Origin of the sequence: Mesorhizobium sp. M0522 (assembly GCF_040321085.1) — a bacterium.
Classification (GTDB): domain Bacteria; phylum Pseudomonadota; class Alphaproteobacteria; order Rhizobiales; family Rhizobiaceae; genus Mesorhizobium.
The window spans coordinates 15,689-32,009 of record NZ_JAMYQW010000011.1 but is presented as its reverse complement, the minus strand read 5'-3'; the positions used below and the strand labels follow the sequence as shown (position 1 = coordinate 32,009).

The following is a 16,321-nucleotide window of genomic DNA, read 5'->3' as shown; positions in this document are numbered from 1 at the left end:
ATCTTGCCGTATCGCGAAATTCCCGATTGAAGCGACAAAATAACCGGCAAATGCCGATTAGGCAGATTGCAGAACGCGCATTTCAACATGCAGTCCGGCCGCGACCACCATGTTGACGAGGGTGTCGAGGGCGAACAGGTTGATCTTACCGCGCAGGAGATCGGACACGCGGGGCTGCGTCACGCCGAGATGGCGCGCGGCTTCGACCTGCGTCCAGCCCTTTGCCCGGATATGCTGTTCCAGCGCCATCATCAGTGTGGAGCGGAGCTTCATGTTCTCTGCTTCGGCGGGGGTGTCTTCGATGGCGTCCCACACGCTTGCAAAAGTCTCGTTGCTCATTGGCCTAACTCCTTCATCAGATCGCCGTAGCGTTTCGCCGCCAGGTCCAGATCCATTTTGCTGGTCTTCTGCGTTTTCTTCTGAAAGCAATGCAGCACGTAGACCGCATCGGCGACTTTGGCGATGTAGATCAGCCGGAAGGCGCCGGCTTCGTCCCGAATCCTGATCTCCTGCACACCCTTCCCGATTGTCGCCATTGGCTTCCAGTCGGTTGGAGGTTGCTCATTCTGTACCTTGTCGAGCTGGTAGCCCGCTTCGCGCCGTGCCGAGTTCGGGAAAGCGCGCAGATCATTGAGGGCGCTGCCCCGGAACTTGAGCATTTTCATGCGGCGACTATACAAAAATTTGTATAGTCGCCGCAAGCCTCTTTTCTTCGGGCTGCATCAAGGGCTACTTGTCACCTTGCCGCACCCAGATCTGGATGCAAATAGTGCAAAAGCCAGGATTTTCGCGACACGAAGACAGCGGCTTTCGACCTCGAAGCGGCCATGACGGTCGGCGCAATCCGTGGTCAGGCAGGAACGTAAGTCAACCTGATGACCTCCCCGCCGACCCGATCGCTGGCCACAAGGCGGAGCGGCGGCCGAGGACCGGTGAAGAAGGGCTTGCCGTGACCAAGCACCACTGGGTGAAGGTAAAGACGGTATTCGTCGATCAGACCTAGGTCAGTCAGGCTTTGCGCCAACTCCGGTCCGGAAGCGGAAATCTCCCCTGTAAGCTGGGTCTTTAGCCCGCGTATTGCCACCTCGACGTCATCCATGACAAGCGTTGCGTTAGGGCCGACCGACTTCAACGAGCGGGACACGACCCATTTCGGCTGGCTTCGCCACGCCATCGCGAAGTCGCGTTGCTCGGGGGTCCACTCAGGATGGTTGTCATCCCAATAGCGCATGACTTCATACATGCGTCGACCGTAAATGCTGCCTGTCAGGTCGCGGACGTGGTCGATCCAATGACGAAAGAGAGCAGGATCAGGTCCAAATTCCTGATGGTCGACATAACCGTCGAGGGAGAGGTTCATTCCAAAAACGAGCTTCGCCATGCCGTAAGTTTCCGTGCCGGTCAGGGTATGATGGCCACCCTACTGCGTCATTCCTTTGTCGCGAAAATCCCGATTAAAGCGACAGTTTTGCGATTGAATTTTGCGACGCCGCAAAATGGGACATTTTGCTACAATCGGGTGCGCAGAATGCCGCACGAGGATATTTTCGGCAAGAAGATCGCCCAGCACACCAATGCTGCAAACGGATTCGGCACCTCTATCTGCTTGGTTTCCACATTTCGGTTGAGAGGTGGGTCCCGGCGTCAGCCTCTCTTGCCTTCAGCCATCTCAAGACCAGGGCCTCCTCGTCGTCGAGCCCGGCGATCGAGCGCTTGCCTTTGTTGGCATCCGCCATTTCGTCCAGCAGCCGTCCTTCGGACCAGGCGCGGAACACTTCCGGATGGATGTAGCATTGGCGACAAACCGCGCGTGTGTTGCCGAGCCGATCGGCAACCTTGTCGATGACACTGTTCATCACCCTCTTTTGCTGCGCCTGGCTTTCCGGACGTTCGGTTTGCGCAAACAGCGACGCCGCATGGATGGTGCCGCCCCAGGTTCTGAAGTGCTTGGAGCTGAACTCCGCTCCGGCGTTCTCCCTGATATAGCGGTTGACGTCGTCTGAGCGCACCGGATGCCTGTTTCGGTCCTCGTCGAGATACTGGAACAGTTTTTGGCCCGGCAGGTCCTGCGCTCCACGCACGACCTTGGCAATCCGGCGATCGACAAGCTTCAATCTCCATTCCTTGCCGGATTTACCGATGAAGGCAAAGCGCAGGCTCGAGCCCTTGATGTCGACATGGCGGTCACGCAGCGTGGTCAGCCCAAAACTCTTGTTGTCGCGGGCATAGGCGGCATTGCCGACACGGATCATCGTGTTGTCGAGCAGCCAGACGATAGCCGCAACGACGCGTTCCAGCGGTAGGCCGTGACGGCGCAAATCGACGTCGATCTGCCGCCGCAGTTCGGGCAGGCTTTCGGCGAAGGCGATCAGGCTCGAATATTTGACGCCGTCACGCTCCTCCGCCCAGTGCGGGTGATAGCGGTATTGTTTGCGTCCGCGCTGGTCCCGACCGGTCGCCTGGATATGACCATCGGGGTCTGGCGAGATCCACACATCCGTCCAGGCCGGTGGAATGGCGAGCGCCTTGATGCGTGCCAGCGCCTCCCCGTCGACAATCCGCCCGTCGGGTCCTTTGTACGAGAACCCTTTGCCCGAACGCAGCCGGCGAATACCGGGTTCAGTGTCGGTGACATAGTTGAGCGAGGCCCGAACGGCCGAGGCTTGCGCGCCGTTCTCCAGCGCTCCGTTCTGCGGCACCCCGTTTTTTGGTGCAGCTTTCCTCACAGCCGATTGGCCAGACGACGACCCGGATTTGTCCAGCATGTCCTCTCCACGGAATTTCCGTAGATAAGCCGCTTGCCGGCTGCGGGTTCCAACGCCTCTTGATCTCTTGGTTCCAGAACAGCCTATCGACGTCGCCGTGCAACGAAGACGTGCGTCGTCACGCCTTTTCGAGCACGACCGGAATGACGTCGACCGCCTGCTCGCCGACCTGTCCACCAGTGGTTTTCAGCACGCCGACGATCGGCGCCACATCGGAGTAATCGCGGCCGTAGCCGACCGTGATATGGTCGTTGCTTGCCCGCATGCCATTGGTCGGATCGAATTCCTGCCAGCCGGCATCGCGCCCGCACCACACCTTGACCCAGGCGTGCATGGCGTCGGCGCCTTCGAGCCGCGGCTTCCCGCGCGGCGGGATGGTGCGCAGGAACCCGCTGACATAGCCCGCGGGAATACCGAGGCCGCGCAGGCCGGCGATCATGATGTGGGAAAAATCCTGGCAGACGCCGCGCTTCAGGCCAAAGGCGTCGCTGGCCCGCGTCTGCACGGTGGTCGCCTCGCCGTCATAGGTGAAATCGCGGTGAATGCGGTTGCACAGAGCCATGGCCGTGCCGACTGTCGAACTGCCGGCACTGCCTTTCGCATAGGCAGTGATTGCCGCGTCGATGCCGGCATGATCGCTGGCGGCCAGAAAGTGATGCGGCGAAGCCGGCGCCAGCGAGTGCACTGCGCCGAGTTCTTCCCTCAGCCGGCGTATGTCCGGCGATACGTCGAGCCCGGGTTCGGGCCGCGACACTGAAACACGCGCGCTCATCCTGATGTCGAGCGCATCATGCGCGTCACGAAAGGCGATCGAGGTGACACTGTTGCCGAAAAAGTCGGAAAAGTCGGACCGTTCGCTGGGCGCCGGCACAAAAGACAGTGAAGCGGCGATGACGCGCTGCACGCCAGGGATGGTCGGCGGCAGCACGCGCACTTGATGGCGGCCGCCGCCGGCCGCCGCATCATAGTCGTAACGCAGGTGAAGCCTGATGTCGTAGAGCATGCTGTCTCTACCCGAAATAGGCTTTGGCGAGGCTGTTGTAGAGCCCGCCGATTTCATTGGCGAGATCGCCGAGGGCCTTGGCCGTCATGTCCGAGGGCTCCTTGATGGCGATCGACGTGTTGAGCTGCAGGATTTCCTTGGCCGCCGGCGACATATGGCCTTCAGCGCCGACAGCGGGCAGCAGCGCGATTTCGGCTTTCAGCCGTTCGAGCTGGAAAAGGATTGAGCGCGGGTTGAGCGGATCGAGCGCCAGAAGGTCGACCACCGTGCGCCGCCCCGCCTGCACCGGATATTGCCGACGGTGCGTCATGACGCTGTCGCCGATCTCCAGCATCATGTCGAGCGCGCCTTCCGGCGCCTGGGCTCCGGTCAGCCGGGCGAGCGTGCGGGCGATCTGGATGCCGCGTTCGAGCCTGCGGCCGATTTCCAGGAAACGCCAGCCGGCAAAGCGGTACATGTTCTCGTGCAGCAGGCCGGAAAACCCGGCCAGCTTGCGCAGGATGACCGTCATTGCCCTTGTCGCGTCGTCGCCCGGCGCCACTGTCGCGGCAAATTGATGGATGGTCTTCGACAGATCCTTCAATGCCAGCCAGCCATCGGGCGAGAAGCGGTCACGGATCTGCCCGGCGCTGTAAACGGCGCTGTCCAGCGTGCCGATGAGCCCCAATGGGATTGCCGTCTCGACGTCGATGCCGAACGGCGCGAGATAGTCGCTGATATCGGCGAGCAGCGGCATCTCGGGATCGGATGTCTCGGCCAGCCGCACATGGTAGGCGCGCAGGATGCGCACCGTGTCTTCCGACCGCTCGATATAGCGGCCGAGCCATGTCAGGTTCTCAGCCGCGCGGCTGGGCAGGCTGCCGGGCAAGGTTCGGGTGAAGCTGTCGTGCTCCTGCGGCAGCAGCGTCTCGCGCTCGACCGGCCTGTCGCTGACCACCCAGACATCCGCCGCCTGGCCGCCGCGCTGCATGGCGATGGCGGTCGGGTCGAGCGAGAAGCCGACACGGGCAAAGCCGCCCGGCATCACCGTCCAGCCTTCCGGCGTCCGCGCCAGATAGACGCGCAGGCTTGCCGGCCGCGGCTCCAGCCAGCCGCCGACATAGACAGGCGTGGTCGACAGCGTCACCGCTTCCTGGCCGACGAAGTCGCCGCCGTCCCGTTCGATCCTGGCGACGAGTTCGGCCCGTTCCTCGACCGACAGCGCTGACCCGAGCTTGGTCGAGCCGTCGTCCTCGAAGGCAAGCCGCGTCGACAGCGCCGGGCCGATCACCATGCTATCGATATTGGCGAGCACATGCTCACGCTCCGTCTCCTGCCCGCACCACCATGTCGCGACCGTCGGCAGCAGCAGTTCCTCATTGCGCAGGGCGCGCGAAATCTTCGGCAGGAAGGCGAGCAGCGCGCGCGTCTCCATCAGGCCGGAACCCAGTGCATTGACGGCCGAAACCGCCCCTTGCCGGACCGCTTCGACCAGCCCCGGCGTGCCGATCTGCGAGTCCGGCCGCAATTCAAGCGGATCGGCAAAGGCGGCGTCGAGCCGCCGCCACAAGACGCTCACCGGCATCAGCCCCGAAACCGTGCGCACCATCAGCCTGCCGCCCGAGACGGTCAGGTCCTCGCCCTCGAGCAGCATGATGCCGAGATAGCGGGCGATATAGGCATGTTCGTAATAGGTTTCGTTCAGCGGTCCCGGCGTCAGGATGGCGACACGGCCGCCGGCTTGCTTGGCCATGCCGATCAGCGCGTCGCGGAAGCGACGGAAGAAGCCGGCCAGGCGGTGCACATGCATCTCGCCGTAGATGTCGGACAGCGCCCTCGTAGTGGCGACGCGGTTCTCCAGCGCGAAGCCGGCGCCCGACGGCGCCTGTGTGCGGTCGCCAAGCACCCACCAGCGGCCGTCCGGGCCACGACCGAGCTCGAAGGCGCAGAAATGCAGGAAATGGCCGCTGGCCGGCCTGGTGCCGACGACCGGCCGCAAATATTCGGGGCTGGCCGCGATCAATCCGGCCGGTAGAATGCCTTTCTCGACCAGCCGGTTCGGACCGTAAATGTCGGCGATGGTCTCCTCGAACAGATCGGCGCGCTGGACCAGGCCGGCGCTGATACCAGCCCATTCCTGCTCCTCGATCAGCAGCGGCACATGCGCCAGCGGCCATTCCCGCTCGTTGGCGCCGGCCTTGTCGTAGACGCGGTAATAGACGCCGGCATCGCGCAGGTACTGGTCGGCGCGGGCGAAGCGCTGGGCAAGCTTTTCCGGACCCAGGTCCTCCAGCGCCTCGATGAAGTGCCGCCACGCCGGCCGCGGATTGCCCGACGCATCGACCATCTCGTCGACGACGCCTTCGATCGGCTGATAGTGCTCCAGCAGACTGTGGGTTTGCGGCTTGCTGCGCAGCCTTTTGTGATTCCCCTTCGCCATGGCTGATCAGAGTCTTTGCGGCCGCCGAAGGTCAAGGGTCATCGGGAAATCTTCAGAGGCTTCTTCGTTGCGCAGCACATAGCTGGACGGCGTATGGCCACGTGGTTCGAAGCGGGCGAGCCGCCGCGCCTCCGCTTCGTTGCCGTTGACCGGGAAGGTGTCGTAGCTGCGCCCGCCGGGATGTGCCACATGGTAGACGCAGCCGCCGACCGCGCGGCCCGACCAGCGGTCATAGATGTCGAAGACCAGCGGGGTGTTGACCGGTAGCGCCGGATGCAGGCCCGACGCCGGCTGCCAGGCCTTGAAGCGCACGCCGGCCACTGCGATCTCGCGGTTGTCGGTCACCTTCATCGGCACTACGCGGCCGTTGCAGACGACGGCGTGACGCTCCGGGTTGAGCCCATCGGTCTTCACCTGCAGCCTTTCGACGGAGGAATCGACAAAGCGTACGGTGCCGCCGATCGCGCCTTGCTCGCCCATCACGTGCCACGGCTCGAGCGCCTGCCTGAGCTCCAGCTTGACGCCGGCATGCTGGACCTCGCCGCAGAACGGGAAGCGGAATTCGAGCTGGGCGTCGAACCATTCCGGACGGAACGCAAAGCCGTTCAGCTTGAGGTCGTCCAGCACGTCGAGAAAATCCGCCCAGACATAATGCGGCAGCATGAAACGGTCGTGCAGCGAGGTGCCCCAGCGCACGAAGCGGCCGTCGAGCGGGTTCTTCCAGGCCCGGGCGATGATGGCGCGCACCAGCAATTGCTGCGCCAGGCTCATGCGCGCGTTGGGCGGCATCTCGAAGCCGCGGAATTCGACCAGCCCGAGCCGGCCGGTCGGCCCGTCCGGCGAAAACAATTTGTCGATGCAGATTTCCGAGCGATGCGTATTGCCCGTCACGTCGGTCAGAAGGTTGCGGAACAGCCGGTCGACCAGCCACGGCAGGGGTGCCGCGCCCTTGTCCGGATGTGGCACCTGCGCCATCGCGATTTCGAGTTCGTAGAGCGAATCGTGGCGCGCCTCGTCGAAGCGCGGCGCCTGGCTGGTCGGGCCGATGAACAGGCCGGAGAAAAGGTAGGACAGCGACGGATGTCGCTGCCATTGCAGCACCAGGCTCTTCAACAGGTCGGGGCGGCGCAGGAACGGACTGTCATTGGGTGTCGCGCCGCCGACGACGACGTGGTTGCCGCCGCCGGTGCCGGTGTGGCGGCCGTCGATCATGAACTTGTCGGCGCCAAGCCGCGTCTGCCGCGCCTCTTCGTAGATCGCCGTGGTCGTCGCCACGCAATCCTGCCAATTCGCGGCGGGGTGGATATTGACCTCGATGACGCCGGGATCGGGTGCGACACGGATGACGTTGAGGCGCGGATCGTGCGGCGGGCCGTAGCCCTCTATATGCACCGGCAGGCCGATCGCCCTTGCCGCGTTCTCAGCCGCCGCCACCAGTTCGAGATAGTCCTCCAGCGCCTCGACCGGCGGCATGAACACACAAAGCCGTCCGTCGCGCGGCTCGACCGAAAGGGCCGTGCGCACAGCGCCGCCGATCTCGGTGATCTCCTGTTCGACGCGGTCTTGCTGGCCGGTAACGGCCGTAAAGGAGACCGCCTGCTGGCGTCGCGCCATTTCGTCGGCGCCTTCCAGTTCGGCCGCAGCCGGCGAAGAAGCAGAACCGGGCAAAATCGCCTCGCGCGCCGCCAATGGTCCGCGCGGCAGCGACGGATCGACCGGCACGATATAGGGGAACTGCGCCGGCGGCACATAAGGCAGCGTGCCGAGCGGCAGGCGGTAGCCGACCGGCGAATCGCCGGGCACCAGGAACAGCCTGCCGCGCCGCGTCTTCCATTTCTCCGAGCGCCAGCGCGGTCCGGAAGCCTGGCTGTTCCAGCGCTGGACGGGCAGCACATAGCCCGACGGCTTGGTCAGCCCGCGTTCGAACACCCGCGCCATGCGGCTGCGCTCCTCCGGATCCTCCAGCTTCGAATTGGAAGGATCGACGTTGTCAGGCAGCTTGCCTTCCTTGAGCAGCCACTCGGCCGGATCCTCATAGGCCTCGCTGACCATCGTCTTGTCGATGCCGAGTTCGTCGGCGATCGCCGTCAGCAGGCCTTCGGCCTGCTTCGGTCCGACATCCGCCTCGCTCTTTTCATGCGCGATCAGCGACGGGTCGCTCCACACCGGCTCGCCGTCGGTGCGCCAGTAGAGCGAGAAGGTCCAGCGCGGCAGGCTTTCGCCGGGGTACCATTTGCCCTGTCCGTAATGCAGGAAGCCGCCCGGCGCGAAGCGTTCGCGCAGCCGGCGGATCAGCGCATCGGCCTTTTCGCGTTTGGTTGGCCCGACGGCGGCGGTGTTCCACTCTGCAGCCTCGAAATCGTCGATCGAGACGAAGGTCGGCTCGCCGCCCATGGTCAGCCGCACATCGCCGGCCTGGAGCGCAGCATCGACCTGGACCCCCAGCGCGTCCAGCGCCTGCCAGCTCTCGTCGGAGAACGGCTTGGTAATGCGCGGATGCTCGGCGATGCGGTCTACCCGCATGTCGAAGCCGAATTCGACATTGGCGAAGCTCGCCATGCCGGAGATCGGCGCGGCATTGCGGAAATGCGGCGTTGCCGCGAGCGGCACATGGCTTTCGCCGGTGAGCAGGCCGGAGGTCGGGTCGAAGCCGATCCAGCCGGCGCCCGGCAGATACACCTCGCACCAGGCATGGAGGTCGGTGAAATCGGTCGCCGTGCCGGGCGGCCCGTCGAGCGCAACGAGGTCGGGTTTGAGCTGGATCAGGTAGCCGGAGACGAAACGCGCGGCGATGCCGAGGTTCCTCAGTATCTGCACCAGGAGCCAGCTGGAATCCCGGCACGACCCCTTGCCGGCGGCCAGCGTTTCCTCGGGCGAGAAGACGCCGGTTTCCATGCGCACGATATAGGCGATCTCGCGCTGCAGCCGCGCATTGAGGTCGACGACAAAATTGACGGTGTTGGTCGGGTGGCGCGCGAGGGTTTTCAGGAATGCCTCCAACAGCGGCCCCGCCGGTTCCGGCGTTCGGTAGATGGTCAGATCGTCCCGGATCTCTTCGGGGTATTCGAACGGAAACGTCTCGGCCGAGGGCTCGACGAAGAAATCGAACGGATTGTAGACCGTCATGTCGGCAACGAGATCGACCTCGATCTTCAACTCCGTCACCGGCTCGGGAAAGACGAAACGGGCAAGGAAATTGCCGTAGGGGTCCTGCTGCAAATTGACGAAGTGGTTTGCCGGCCCGACCTTCAGCGAATGGCTGAGCACTTTGGTGCGGGAATGCGGCGCAGGCTGCAACCTTATGACTTGCGGGCCCAAGACGACCGGCCGGTCGTATTTGTAGTGGGTCAGGTGATAGACGGCTGCCAGAATTGCCATGGTGCCCCTGAAGTCGGCGTTTCAAAAGGAGTTCGCTGAACCCTGACACGAATGCTGACCATTCTCCAAGCAGAGATGTTGCGCTGCACCTAAATTAAGCAGCTTTCACAGCTTCACGAAACGGAGCGCCGACCCTGGAATTCCGTGGCGTGGCGGCAAGACGTTGCAACGGTGCAGAGCCGAAGGCCGGCGGGTCAGCACCGGGCGCTTCCCGCCGACATTGATGTCAGCAGCACGCGAGATGCTTGGTCGAAAAGAGCTGAAAAGAAAAACCCGCCTCGGTGAGCGGGTCGTCGGTGCGAATTAGCACCATAGCGAAATTAGTAGCATAGCTGCCGGCACAAAGCAAGAACAAAATGTGGCACCGTTCGGCGAAAATTGCCGATCTCCCGCCTTGCGAGGGGAGATGCCAGGCAGTGGCGCCCTGGAAGCGGAGGACACCTGCCAATGCTAAAAGAACGCCTGCAACCCGGTCTGCGCCCGTCCGAGGATCAGCGCATGCACGTCATGGGTGCCCTCGTAGGTGTTGACCGTTTCCAGGTTCTGGGCGTGGCGCATGACGTGATAACCGATCTGGATGCCATTGCCGCCATGCATGTCGCGGGCCTGGCGGGCAATGTCGAGCGCCTTGCCGCAATTGTTGCGCTTGACGAGCGAGATCATCTCCGGTGCCATCTTGCCTTCGTCCATCAGCCGCCCGACGCGCAGGCTGCCCTGCAGTCCGAGCGCGATCTCGGTCTGCATGTCGGCGAGCTTCTTCTGGAAAAGCTGCGTGCCGGCCAGCGGCTTGCCGAACTGCTTACGGTCGAGGCCATACTGGCGGGCGCGGTGCCAGCAATCCTCAGCCGCGCCCATGGCGCCCCAGGAAATTCCGTAGCGTGCCCGGTTGAGGCAGCCAAACGGCCCTTTGAGACCCGAGACGTTGGGCAGCAGCGCGTCTTCGCCGACCTCGACGCCTTCCATCACCACTTCGCCGGTAATCGAGGCTCGCAGCGACAGCTTGCCACCGATCTTCGGCGCCGACAGCCCGTTCATGCCCTTTTCCAGGACAAAGCCGCGAATCTCGTTGCCATGCGCGGCCGATTTTGCCCAGACGACGAACACGTCTGCGATCGGCGCATTGGAAATCCACATCTTCGAGCCGGAGATCCTGTAGCCGTTCGCAGTCTTTTCGGCCCGCGTCTTCATGCCGCCCGGGTCGGAACCGGCATCCGGCTCGGTCAGGCCAAAGCAGCCGATCCATTCGCCCGACGCCAGCTTCGGCAGGTATTTCCTGCGCTGTTCTTCCGAGCCATAGGCATGGATCGGATACATTACCAGCGACGACTGCACGCTCATCATCGAGCGATAGCCCGAGTCGATCCGCTCCACTTCCCGCGCGACCAGCCCGTAGGTGACGTAGTTGGCGCCGAGCCCGCCATATTCTTCCGGGATGGTGATGCCGAGCAGACCGGCCTCGCCCATTTCGCGAAAGATCCCGGCGTCGGTCTTCTCCTCGAGATAGGCTTCCTCGATCTTCGGAGCGAGCTTGTCGGCAGCAAACGCCGCGGCGCCATCGCGCACCATGCGCTCGTCCTCCGAAAGCTGGTTCTCGATCAGGAAAGGATCATCCCAGACGAATGCGTTCTTGTCGGCGGCCATGGCTCTCGGTCTCCCAAACTCATGCATGTCGCCCAAAGCTTGCCCGCGGGCCTGACCCGAGGGTGTTCGGCAGCTTGGAGATAACGACCTGCATCGAAACAGAAATCTTGAAACGCGCGGCTTATCGGCTCCCGTCCTGAAAAAATCAAACGAAATAGCTTCGCCGATCCATGAGCATTGGTGATGGATCATCAATGTCGAGCGCCGCCGTCTGACCTGGCGGCGCAGCCCGGCTCGCGAAATTACTTCCGCTTCAACGCATCGGCCAAAGCCGCGCCGAACGCGCCCTGCTGCACCGGCCGCTCCGGCTGGTGTTGGGGCGCGGGCGCGCGCGGCACCGGCCTGCTGCCATTGTCGCGCGGCTTCGGTGCGCCACCGTCGCCATCCTTGCGCATCGACAGACCGATGCGCTTGCGCTTGATATCGACGTCGACGACACGCACCTTGACCACGTCGCCGGCCTTAACCACCTCATGCGCGTCCTTGATGAACCGATCGGCCAGTTGCGAGACGTGCACCAGTCCGTCCTGGTGCACGCCGATATCGACGAAGGCGCCGAAGGCGGCGACATTGGTGACAGTGCCTTCAAGCTGCATGCCGGGCTTCAGATCCTTGATGTCGTCGATGCCGTCGGCGAAGGTCGCGGTCTTGAAGCCGGGGCGCGGATCGCGGCCGGGCTTTTCCAGCTCCGCCAGGATGTCGCGCACCGTCGGCAGGCCGAAGCGCTCATCGACGAAGACGCGCGAATCGAGCGCCTTGAGTGCGGCGCTGTCGCCCATCAGCGAGCGGACGTCGCGCCCGCAGGCCGCAACAATCTTCTTGGCCACGCCATAGGCCTCCGGATGCACGGCCGAGGCATCGAGCGGTTCGCTGCCGTTTGGAATGCGCAGGAAGCCGGCGCATTGCTCGAACGCGCGGGGTCCAAGGCGGGAGACCTTCAACAGTTCGCGGCGGCTGGCGAACGGGCCGGAGGCATCGCGATGCGCAACGATCGCCTCGGCCACCGATGCGCCGAGACCCGAAACCCGCGCCAGAAGCGGCGCTGACGCCGTGTTGAGATCGACGCCGACGGCGTTGACCGCATCCTCGACCACCGCTTCCAGCGAGCGGCCGAGGCGGTACTGATCGACGTCGTGCTGGTACTGGCCGACGCCGATCGACTTGGGCTCGATCTTGACCAGTTCGGCGAGCGGATCCTGCAGGCGCCGCGCGATGGACACTGCCCCGCGCAGCGACACGTCGAGGCCGGGAAATTCCGCCGCCGCCGTTGCCGAGGCGGAATAGACCGAGGCGCCGGCTTCGCTGACGATCACCTTGAGCGGCTTCGGCCCGGACCCGGCAGGCATATCAGCCAGCATGTCGGCCACCAGCCTTTCGGTCTCGCGGCTGCCGGTGCCGTTGCCGATCGAGATCAGCTCGACCTTGTGCAGCCGGATGAGCTTGGCCAGTTCGGCCTGCGTGCCGCGGACATCGTTCTTCGGCGGGAATGGATAGACCGTCGTCGTCGCCAGCAGCTTGCCGGTGCCGTCCACCACCGCCACCTTGACGCCGGTGCGAATGCCCGGATCGAGCCCCATCGTCGGCCGCGAGCCGGCAGGCGCGGCAAGCAGCAAATCCTTGAGATTGCGGGCGAAGACATGGATGGCTTCTTCTTCGGCCCGCTCGCGCAGATCGCGCATCAGATCGAGCGTCAGGTGCAGCGACAGCTTTATGCGCCAGGTCCAGCCGGCGACCTCCAGCAGCCAGCGGTCTCCCGGCAACTGGCGGCCGATGGCGTAGGTATCGGCGATCATCCGCTCAACCGGCTTCACCGGCGAGGCATCATCGGCATCGACCTCGATGTCGAGCGACAGAAACTCCTCGTTGCGGCCGCGCAACATGGCCAGCGCGCGATGGCTCGGCACGTTGGCCCAGCGCTCGACATGGTCGAAATAGTCGGAAAATTTCGCGCCCGCCTCCTGCTTGCCGTCGACGACGCGCGACCGCAGGAAGGCGCGTTCCTTCATGTAGGTCCGCAATCTGCCGACCAGATCGGCATTCTCGGCGAACTGTTCGGACAGGATGTCGCGCGCACCCTCGAGCGCCGCCTTGGTATCGACGACGTCTTCGCTGATGTAGGCGAGCGCCAGCTCGGCGGGTACAGCCGTACGGTCGGCGAGAATAGCTTCCGCCAGAGGCCCGAGCCCGCGCTCGCGTGCGATCTCGGCCTTGGTGCGGCGCTTCGGCTTGTAAGGCAGATAGATGTCTTCGAGTTCGGCCTTGGTGCCGGCCGCAGCGATCTTTGCCTCGAGCTCCTCGGTCAGCTTGCCCTGCTCGCGGATCGAACCAAGGATGGTGTCGCGGCGCGCGTCGAGTTCGCGCAGATAGGCGAGCCGCTCGGCGAGGTCGCGCAGCTGCGTGTCGTCGAGGCCGCCGGTGACCTCCTTGCGGTAGCGCGCCACGAACGGCACGGTCGCGCCGTCGTCGAGCAAGCCGATCGCCGCCGCAGCCTGTTCGGGCCGCGCGGCGATCTCGGCGGCTATGATGGTTGCGATGCGCTTGATGTCGGCTGCCATGTCGGTCCTGCTATTCGTCGAAAAGAGACGCGACCATAGGCGCGGAGCACTGCTGCGCCAACTGCGCCATTTTCAACCCGGCGAGAGGTCCACAGGAAAGGTCGGCTGTCTGGATCGGATCAGACCATCCGGCTCAGCGCCTCGAAGAAGGAAACCATATCCAGATCGAGCGGATCGTCGACCGGTACCGGCTGCGACGACATCTTTGCGATTACCATTTCGGCCTTCGGATTGACGTAAAGCCACTGGCCGTGGATGCCGATGCCGCAGACGGCGCCGCTTGCCGCGCCCGTCTGGTACCATTTGTTGCGGTAGCGGCCACGCGGAAACAGGAACGCCATCGTGCCGCGCCGCCAGGCCTCGGCGTCACCGCCAGTTTCGGCCGTGTCGCGCACCCAGGCTTCCGGCACGACACGGCGGCCATTGGCCGTGCCGCCTTGCCGCATCATCTCGCCGACGCGCGCGAGGTCGCGCGGTGTCACCGAAATGCCGCCGGCGGTGCGCGCCGTACCTTCCATGTCGACTGTCACCGAGGCGTCGCTGACGGCGCCGAGCGGCGCCCATAATTTTTCGTGCATCAGATCGGCGAAGCGCCGGCCAGACGCACGTTCCAGCAGGATGCCGAGCAGGTCGGAATTGGGCGAACGGTAGCGGAACGTCCGGCCATGCGGCTCGGCCAGACCCTGCAGCGTCATGAGGAAAGTGGCCAGGCTCTCGGTGCCCCCGCCCGGATTCCACAGCATGGCGCGGCGGTAGCGGGCGAAGGCACTTTCCGGATCGAGATAGGCCTCTTCGAAATCGAGGCTGACACTCATGTCGAGCACGTGCCGCACACGCGCGTCGCCATAGGCCGAGCCGACGGCTTCGGGCAGATAGAGGCTTACCGGTGCCTGCGGATCGAAAATCCCCTCGCCTTCCAATATGCCGGCAACAATGGCGGTCAGCGACTTGCTGATCGAAAAGACGATGTGGCGCGCCCCAAACCCCATATGCGGCGCGAACCAGTCGCCGACGAATTTGCCGCGTTTCATGATCGTCAGCGCGTCGGTATCGGAGCGCCTGAGAAAAGCCGCGACCGTCTCCGCCCCGCCTGCAAGCGCGACCTTTTCACCAAGTAACCCGCCGAAATCCTGGGCCGGCGCTTCGCTGCTGCCCGGCTGTGCCGCCACGGCAGCGCTCGGCACCAACTCGCCGACATTCTGGAACGACCACCGGCTGAACGGGCTTTCGCGCCAGTTGCCGAGCAGCACTTCACTGCGGGCAAAGCCGTATCTGGTTTCGAACGCGGTCTTGCCGGTCATGGTGGTCCTGCGGATTTCTTTGAGGTTCAGGCGAGCGCCGCGGCAATGGCATGCACGGCCTTCAGCGTCGCCACCGAATAGCCGATGTTGGTGAAATCCGGATAGCTCGAAAGCTTCACCACGACCATTTTCGTATCCCAGTCGATACGGATCAGCTGCCCGAACACGCCCCGGCACATCAGCGCTCGCGAGCGCGGGTCCTCGATCCAGAACTGGTTGCGGTAGCTGCCTTCCGGCAGGCTGGGACTGAAATCCGGTCCATGCCTGCCATTGCGCGTCGCCTCGATCCAGTCGGCCGGTACGATGCCGCCTCCATTGTCGAGGATCAGCTGGCCGAAGCGGCCATAATCGCGCAGCGTGGCGTTGAAACCGCCGTCGGCGACCGCATAACCGGCGCTGTCGACAGTGAAGCAGGCGCTTTCATCGGCGCCGAGCTTTTGCCAGAGCTCTTCCGAAATCAGCTGCGCCAGCCTTTTGCCGCTCACCCGCTCCATGATGAAGGCAAGCACGTCGGTCTCGATCGAGCGGTATTCGAAGGCGGCGCCGTGCGGCCGGCTCTTTTCCTTGAGCCCCAGGATCAGTTCGAACATATGCGATGGCCAGCGGAAGACCGGATCGCTGCCCGGCGGCACCGGCTTCCAGCCGATGGCTACATCGACCTGGCCGATGTCCGAATGGGGATCGGTGTATTCCTCGGAAAAGCGCACCCCGCTCGTCATGTCGAGCACATGCTGCACGCTGGCGCCTTCCCAGCCGGTCGGTTCCAGCTCCGGCAGATAGGTCGTCACCGGCAAAGCCGGATCGATCAGCCCGCGCCCGACCAGTATGCCGAACACCGAGGCGGTGACCGACTTCGCCATCGACTGCGACAGATGCAGCGTGCGCTCGGTCATGCCGTTGAAGTAGCGCTCATAGGCGACCTTGCCGTCCTTGAGCACGAGGAACCCGTCCGTATAGGTCTCATCGAGCAGTCCGGCGAGTGTCGTCGGCTGACCCATGCTGTCGTTCACCGGCAGCGCGTCGAGATCGACCTCGGCGCGCTCGAAGCGATGCCGATGGCCATTGCCGCGCCAGACTTCGACGGTCGGCAGGATTTCGCGGATATGCTGGAACGCCCAGCGGTTCCATGGCGGCCGGTCCCAGTCGAGCTTCGGCGGCACCATCCGCGGCGGCGAACCCTGCATGATCGGCGGCGCCGGTTCGCTGTTGCGATAAGATTTCATCCAATCCCCTTGTCGCAAAGAAGGGAGGCCGAAGCC

The 16,321-nt window shown here is 64.0% G+C and carries 11 protein-coding genes; all 11 read right to left on the bottom strand.

What is annotated here, in order from left to right; translation table 11 throughout:
• Window positions 1-57 precede the first annotated feature (57 nt).
• The 11 genes from NKI58_RS14620 to NKI58_RS14570 all read right to left on the bottom strand — a co-directional run bounded on the left by NKI58_RS14620 (window position 58) and on the right by NKI58_RS14570 (window position 16,285).
• Window positions 58-339: a helix-turn-helix domain-containing protein gene (locus tag NKI58_RS14620; protein ID WP_352586619.1), complete on the bottom strand. Its 282-nt coding sequence runs from the start codon at window positions 337-339 to the stop codon at window positions 58-60.
• On the bottom strand, window positions 336-665 hold the full coding sequence (locus NKI58_RS14615; protein WP_352586617.1) for a type II toxin-antitoxin system RelE/ParE family toxin: 330 nt from the start codon (window positions 663-665) through the stop codon (window positions 336-338). Before NKI58_RS14615 ends, NKI58_RS14620 begins: the two co-directional genes overlap by 4 nt.
• Window positions 666-850: 185 nt before the next feature.
• Window positions 851-1,381, bottom strand: a complete 531-nt coding sequence (locus NKI58_RS14610) for a dihydrofolate reductase family protein (protein ID WP_352586615.1) — start codon at window positions 1,379-1,381, stop codon at window positions 851-853.
• A 217-nt stretch (window positions 1,382-1,598) separates the two neighbouring features.
• Window positions 1,599-2,765 (bottom strand): DNA topoisomerase IB, encoded by a 1,167-nt coding sequence (locus NKI58_RS14605; RefSeq protein WP_352786999.1) that lies wholly within the window; start codon window positions 2,763-2,765, stop codon window positions 1,599-1,601.
• A 118-nt stretch (window positions 2,766-2,883) separates the two neighbouring features.
• On the bottom strand, window positions 2,884-3,768 hold the full coding sequence (locus NKI58_RS14600) for a transglutaminase family protein (RefSeq protein WP_352448166.1): 885 nt from the start codon (window positions 3,766-3,768) through the stop codon (window positions 2,884-2,886).
• A gap of 7 nt (window positions 3,769-3,775) precedes the next feature.
• On the bottom strand, window positions 3,776-6,187 hold the full coding sequence (locus tag NKI58_RS14595; RefSeq protein WP_352454108.1) for a circularly permuted type 2 ATP-grasp protein: 2,412 nt from the start codon (window positions 6,185-6,187) through the stop codon (window positions 3,776-3,778).
• A gap of 6 nt (window positions 6,188-6,193) precedes the next feature.
• Window positions 6,194-9,565: a transglutaminase family protein gene (locus tag NKI58_RS14590; protein ID WP_352786998.1), complete on the bottom strand. Its 3,372-nt coding sequence runs from the start codon at window positions 9,563-9,565 to the stop codon at window positions 6,194-6,196.
• Window positions 9,566-10,015: 450 nt separating this feature from the next.
• Entirely contained in the window at window positions 10,016-11,206 is a 1,191-nt protein-coding gene (locus tag NKI58_RS14585) for an acyl-CoA dehydrogenase (protein WP_352853428.1), read from the bottom strand.
• 242 nt (window positions 11,207-11,448) lie between these two features.
• The gene (locus tag NKI58_RS14580) at window positions 11,449-13,761 is read right to left on the bottom strand and encodes a Tex family protein (protein WP_352853427.1); all 2,313 of its coding nucleotides are present in this window, start codon (window positions 13,759-13,761) and stop codon (window positions 11,449-11,451) included.
• A 119-nt stretch (window positions 13,762-13,880) separates the two neighbouring features.
• Window positions 13,881-15,062: a serine hydrolase domain-containing protein gene (locus NKI58_RS14575; protein WP_352786996.1), complete on the bottom strand. Its 1,182-nt coding sequence runs from the start codon at window positions 15,060-15,062 to the stop codon at window positions 13,881-13,883.
• A gap of 26 nt (window positions 15,063-15,088) precedes the next feature.
• Window positions 15,089-16,285 (bottom strand): serine hydrolase domain-containing protein, encoded by a 1,197-nt coding sequence (locus NKI58_RS14570; protein WP_352454103.1) that lies wholly within the window; start codon window positions 16,283-16,285, stop codon window positions 15,089-15,091.
• Window positions 16,286-16,321 lie beyond the last annotated feature (36 nt).

Excerpts from the sequence above, each read along its gene's own strand:
- NKI58_RS14590 (WP_352786998.1), bottom strand. The coding sequence starts at position 9,565 with ATGGCAATTCTGGCAGCCGTCTATCACCTGACCCACTACAAATACGAC.
- NKI58_RS14570 (WP_352454103.1), bottom strand. The coding sequence starts at position 16,285 with ATGAAATCTTATCGCAACAGCGAACCGGCGCCGCCGATCATGCAGGGT.
- NKI58_RS14585 (WP_352853428.1), bottom strand. The coding sequence starts at position 11,206 with ATGGCCGCCGACAAGAACGCATTCGTCTGGGATGATCCTTTCCTGATC.
- NKI58_RS14595 (WP_352454108.1), bottom strand. The coding sequence starts at position 6,187 with ATGGCGAAGGGGAATCACAAAAGGCTGCGCAGCAAGCCGCAAACCCAC.
- NKI58_RS14580 (WP_352853427.1), bottom strand. The coding sequence starts at position 13,761 with ATGGCAGCCGACATCAAGCGCATCGCAACCATCATAGCCGCCGAGATC.
- NKI58_RS14620 (WP_352586619.1), bottom strand. The coding sequence starts at position 339 with ATGAGCAACGAGACTTTTGCAAGCGTGTGGGACGCCATCGAAGACACC.
- NKI58_RS14615 (WP_352586617.1), bottom strand. The coding sequence starts at position 665 with ATGAAAATGCTCAAGTTCCGGGGCAGCGCCCTCAATGATCTGCGCGCT.
- NKI58_RS14605 (WP_352786999.1), bottom strand. The coding sequence starts at position 2,765 with ATGCTGGACAAATCCGGGTCGTCGTCTGGCCAATCGGCTGTGAGGAAA.
- NKI58_RS14600 (WP_352448166.1), bottom strand. The coding sequence starts at position 3,768 with ATGCTCTACGACATCAGGCTTCACCTGCGTTACGACTATGATGCGGCG.
- NKI58_RS14610 (WP_352586615.1), bottom strand. The coding sequence starts at position 1,381 with ATGGCGAAGCTCGTTTTTGGAATGAACCTCTCCCTCGACGGTTATGTC.
- NKI58_RS14575 (WP_352786996.1), bottom strand. The coding sequence starts at position 15,062 with ATGACCGGCAAGACCGCGTTCGAAACCAGATACGGCTTTGCCCGCAGT.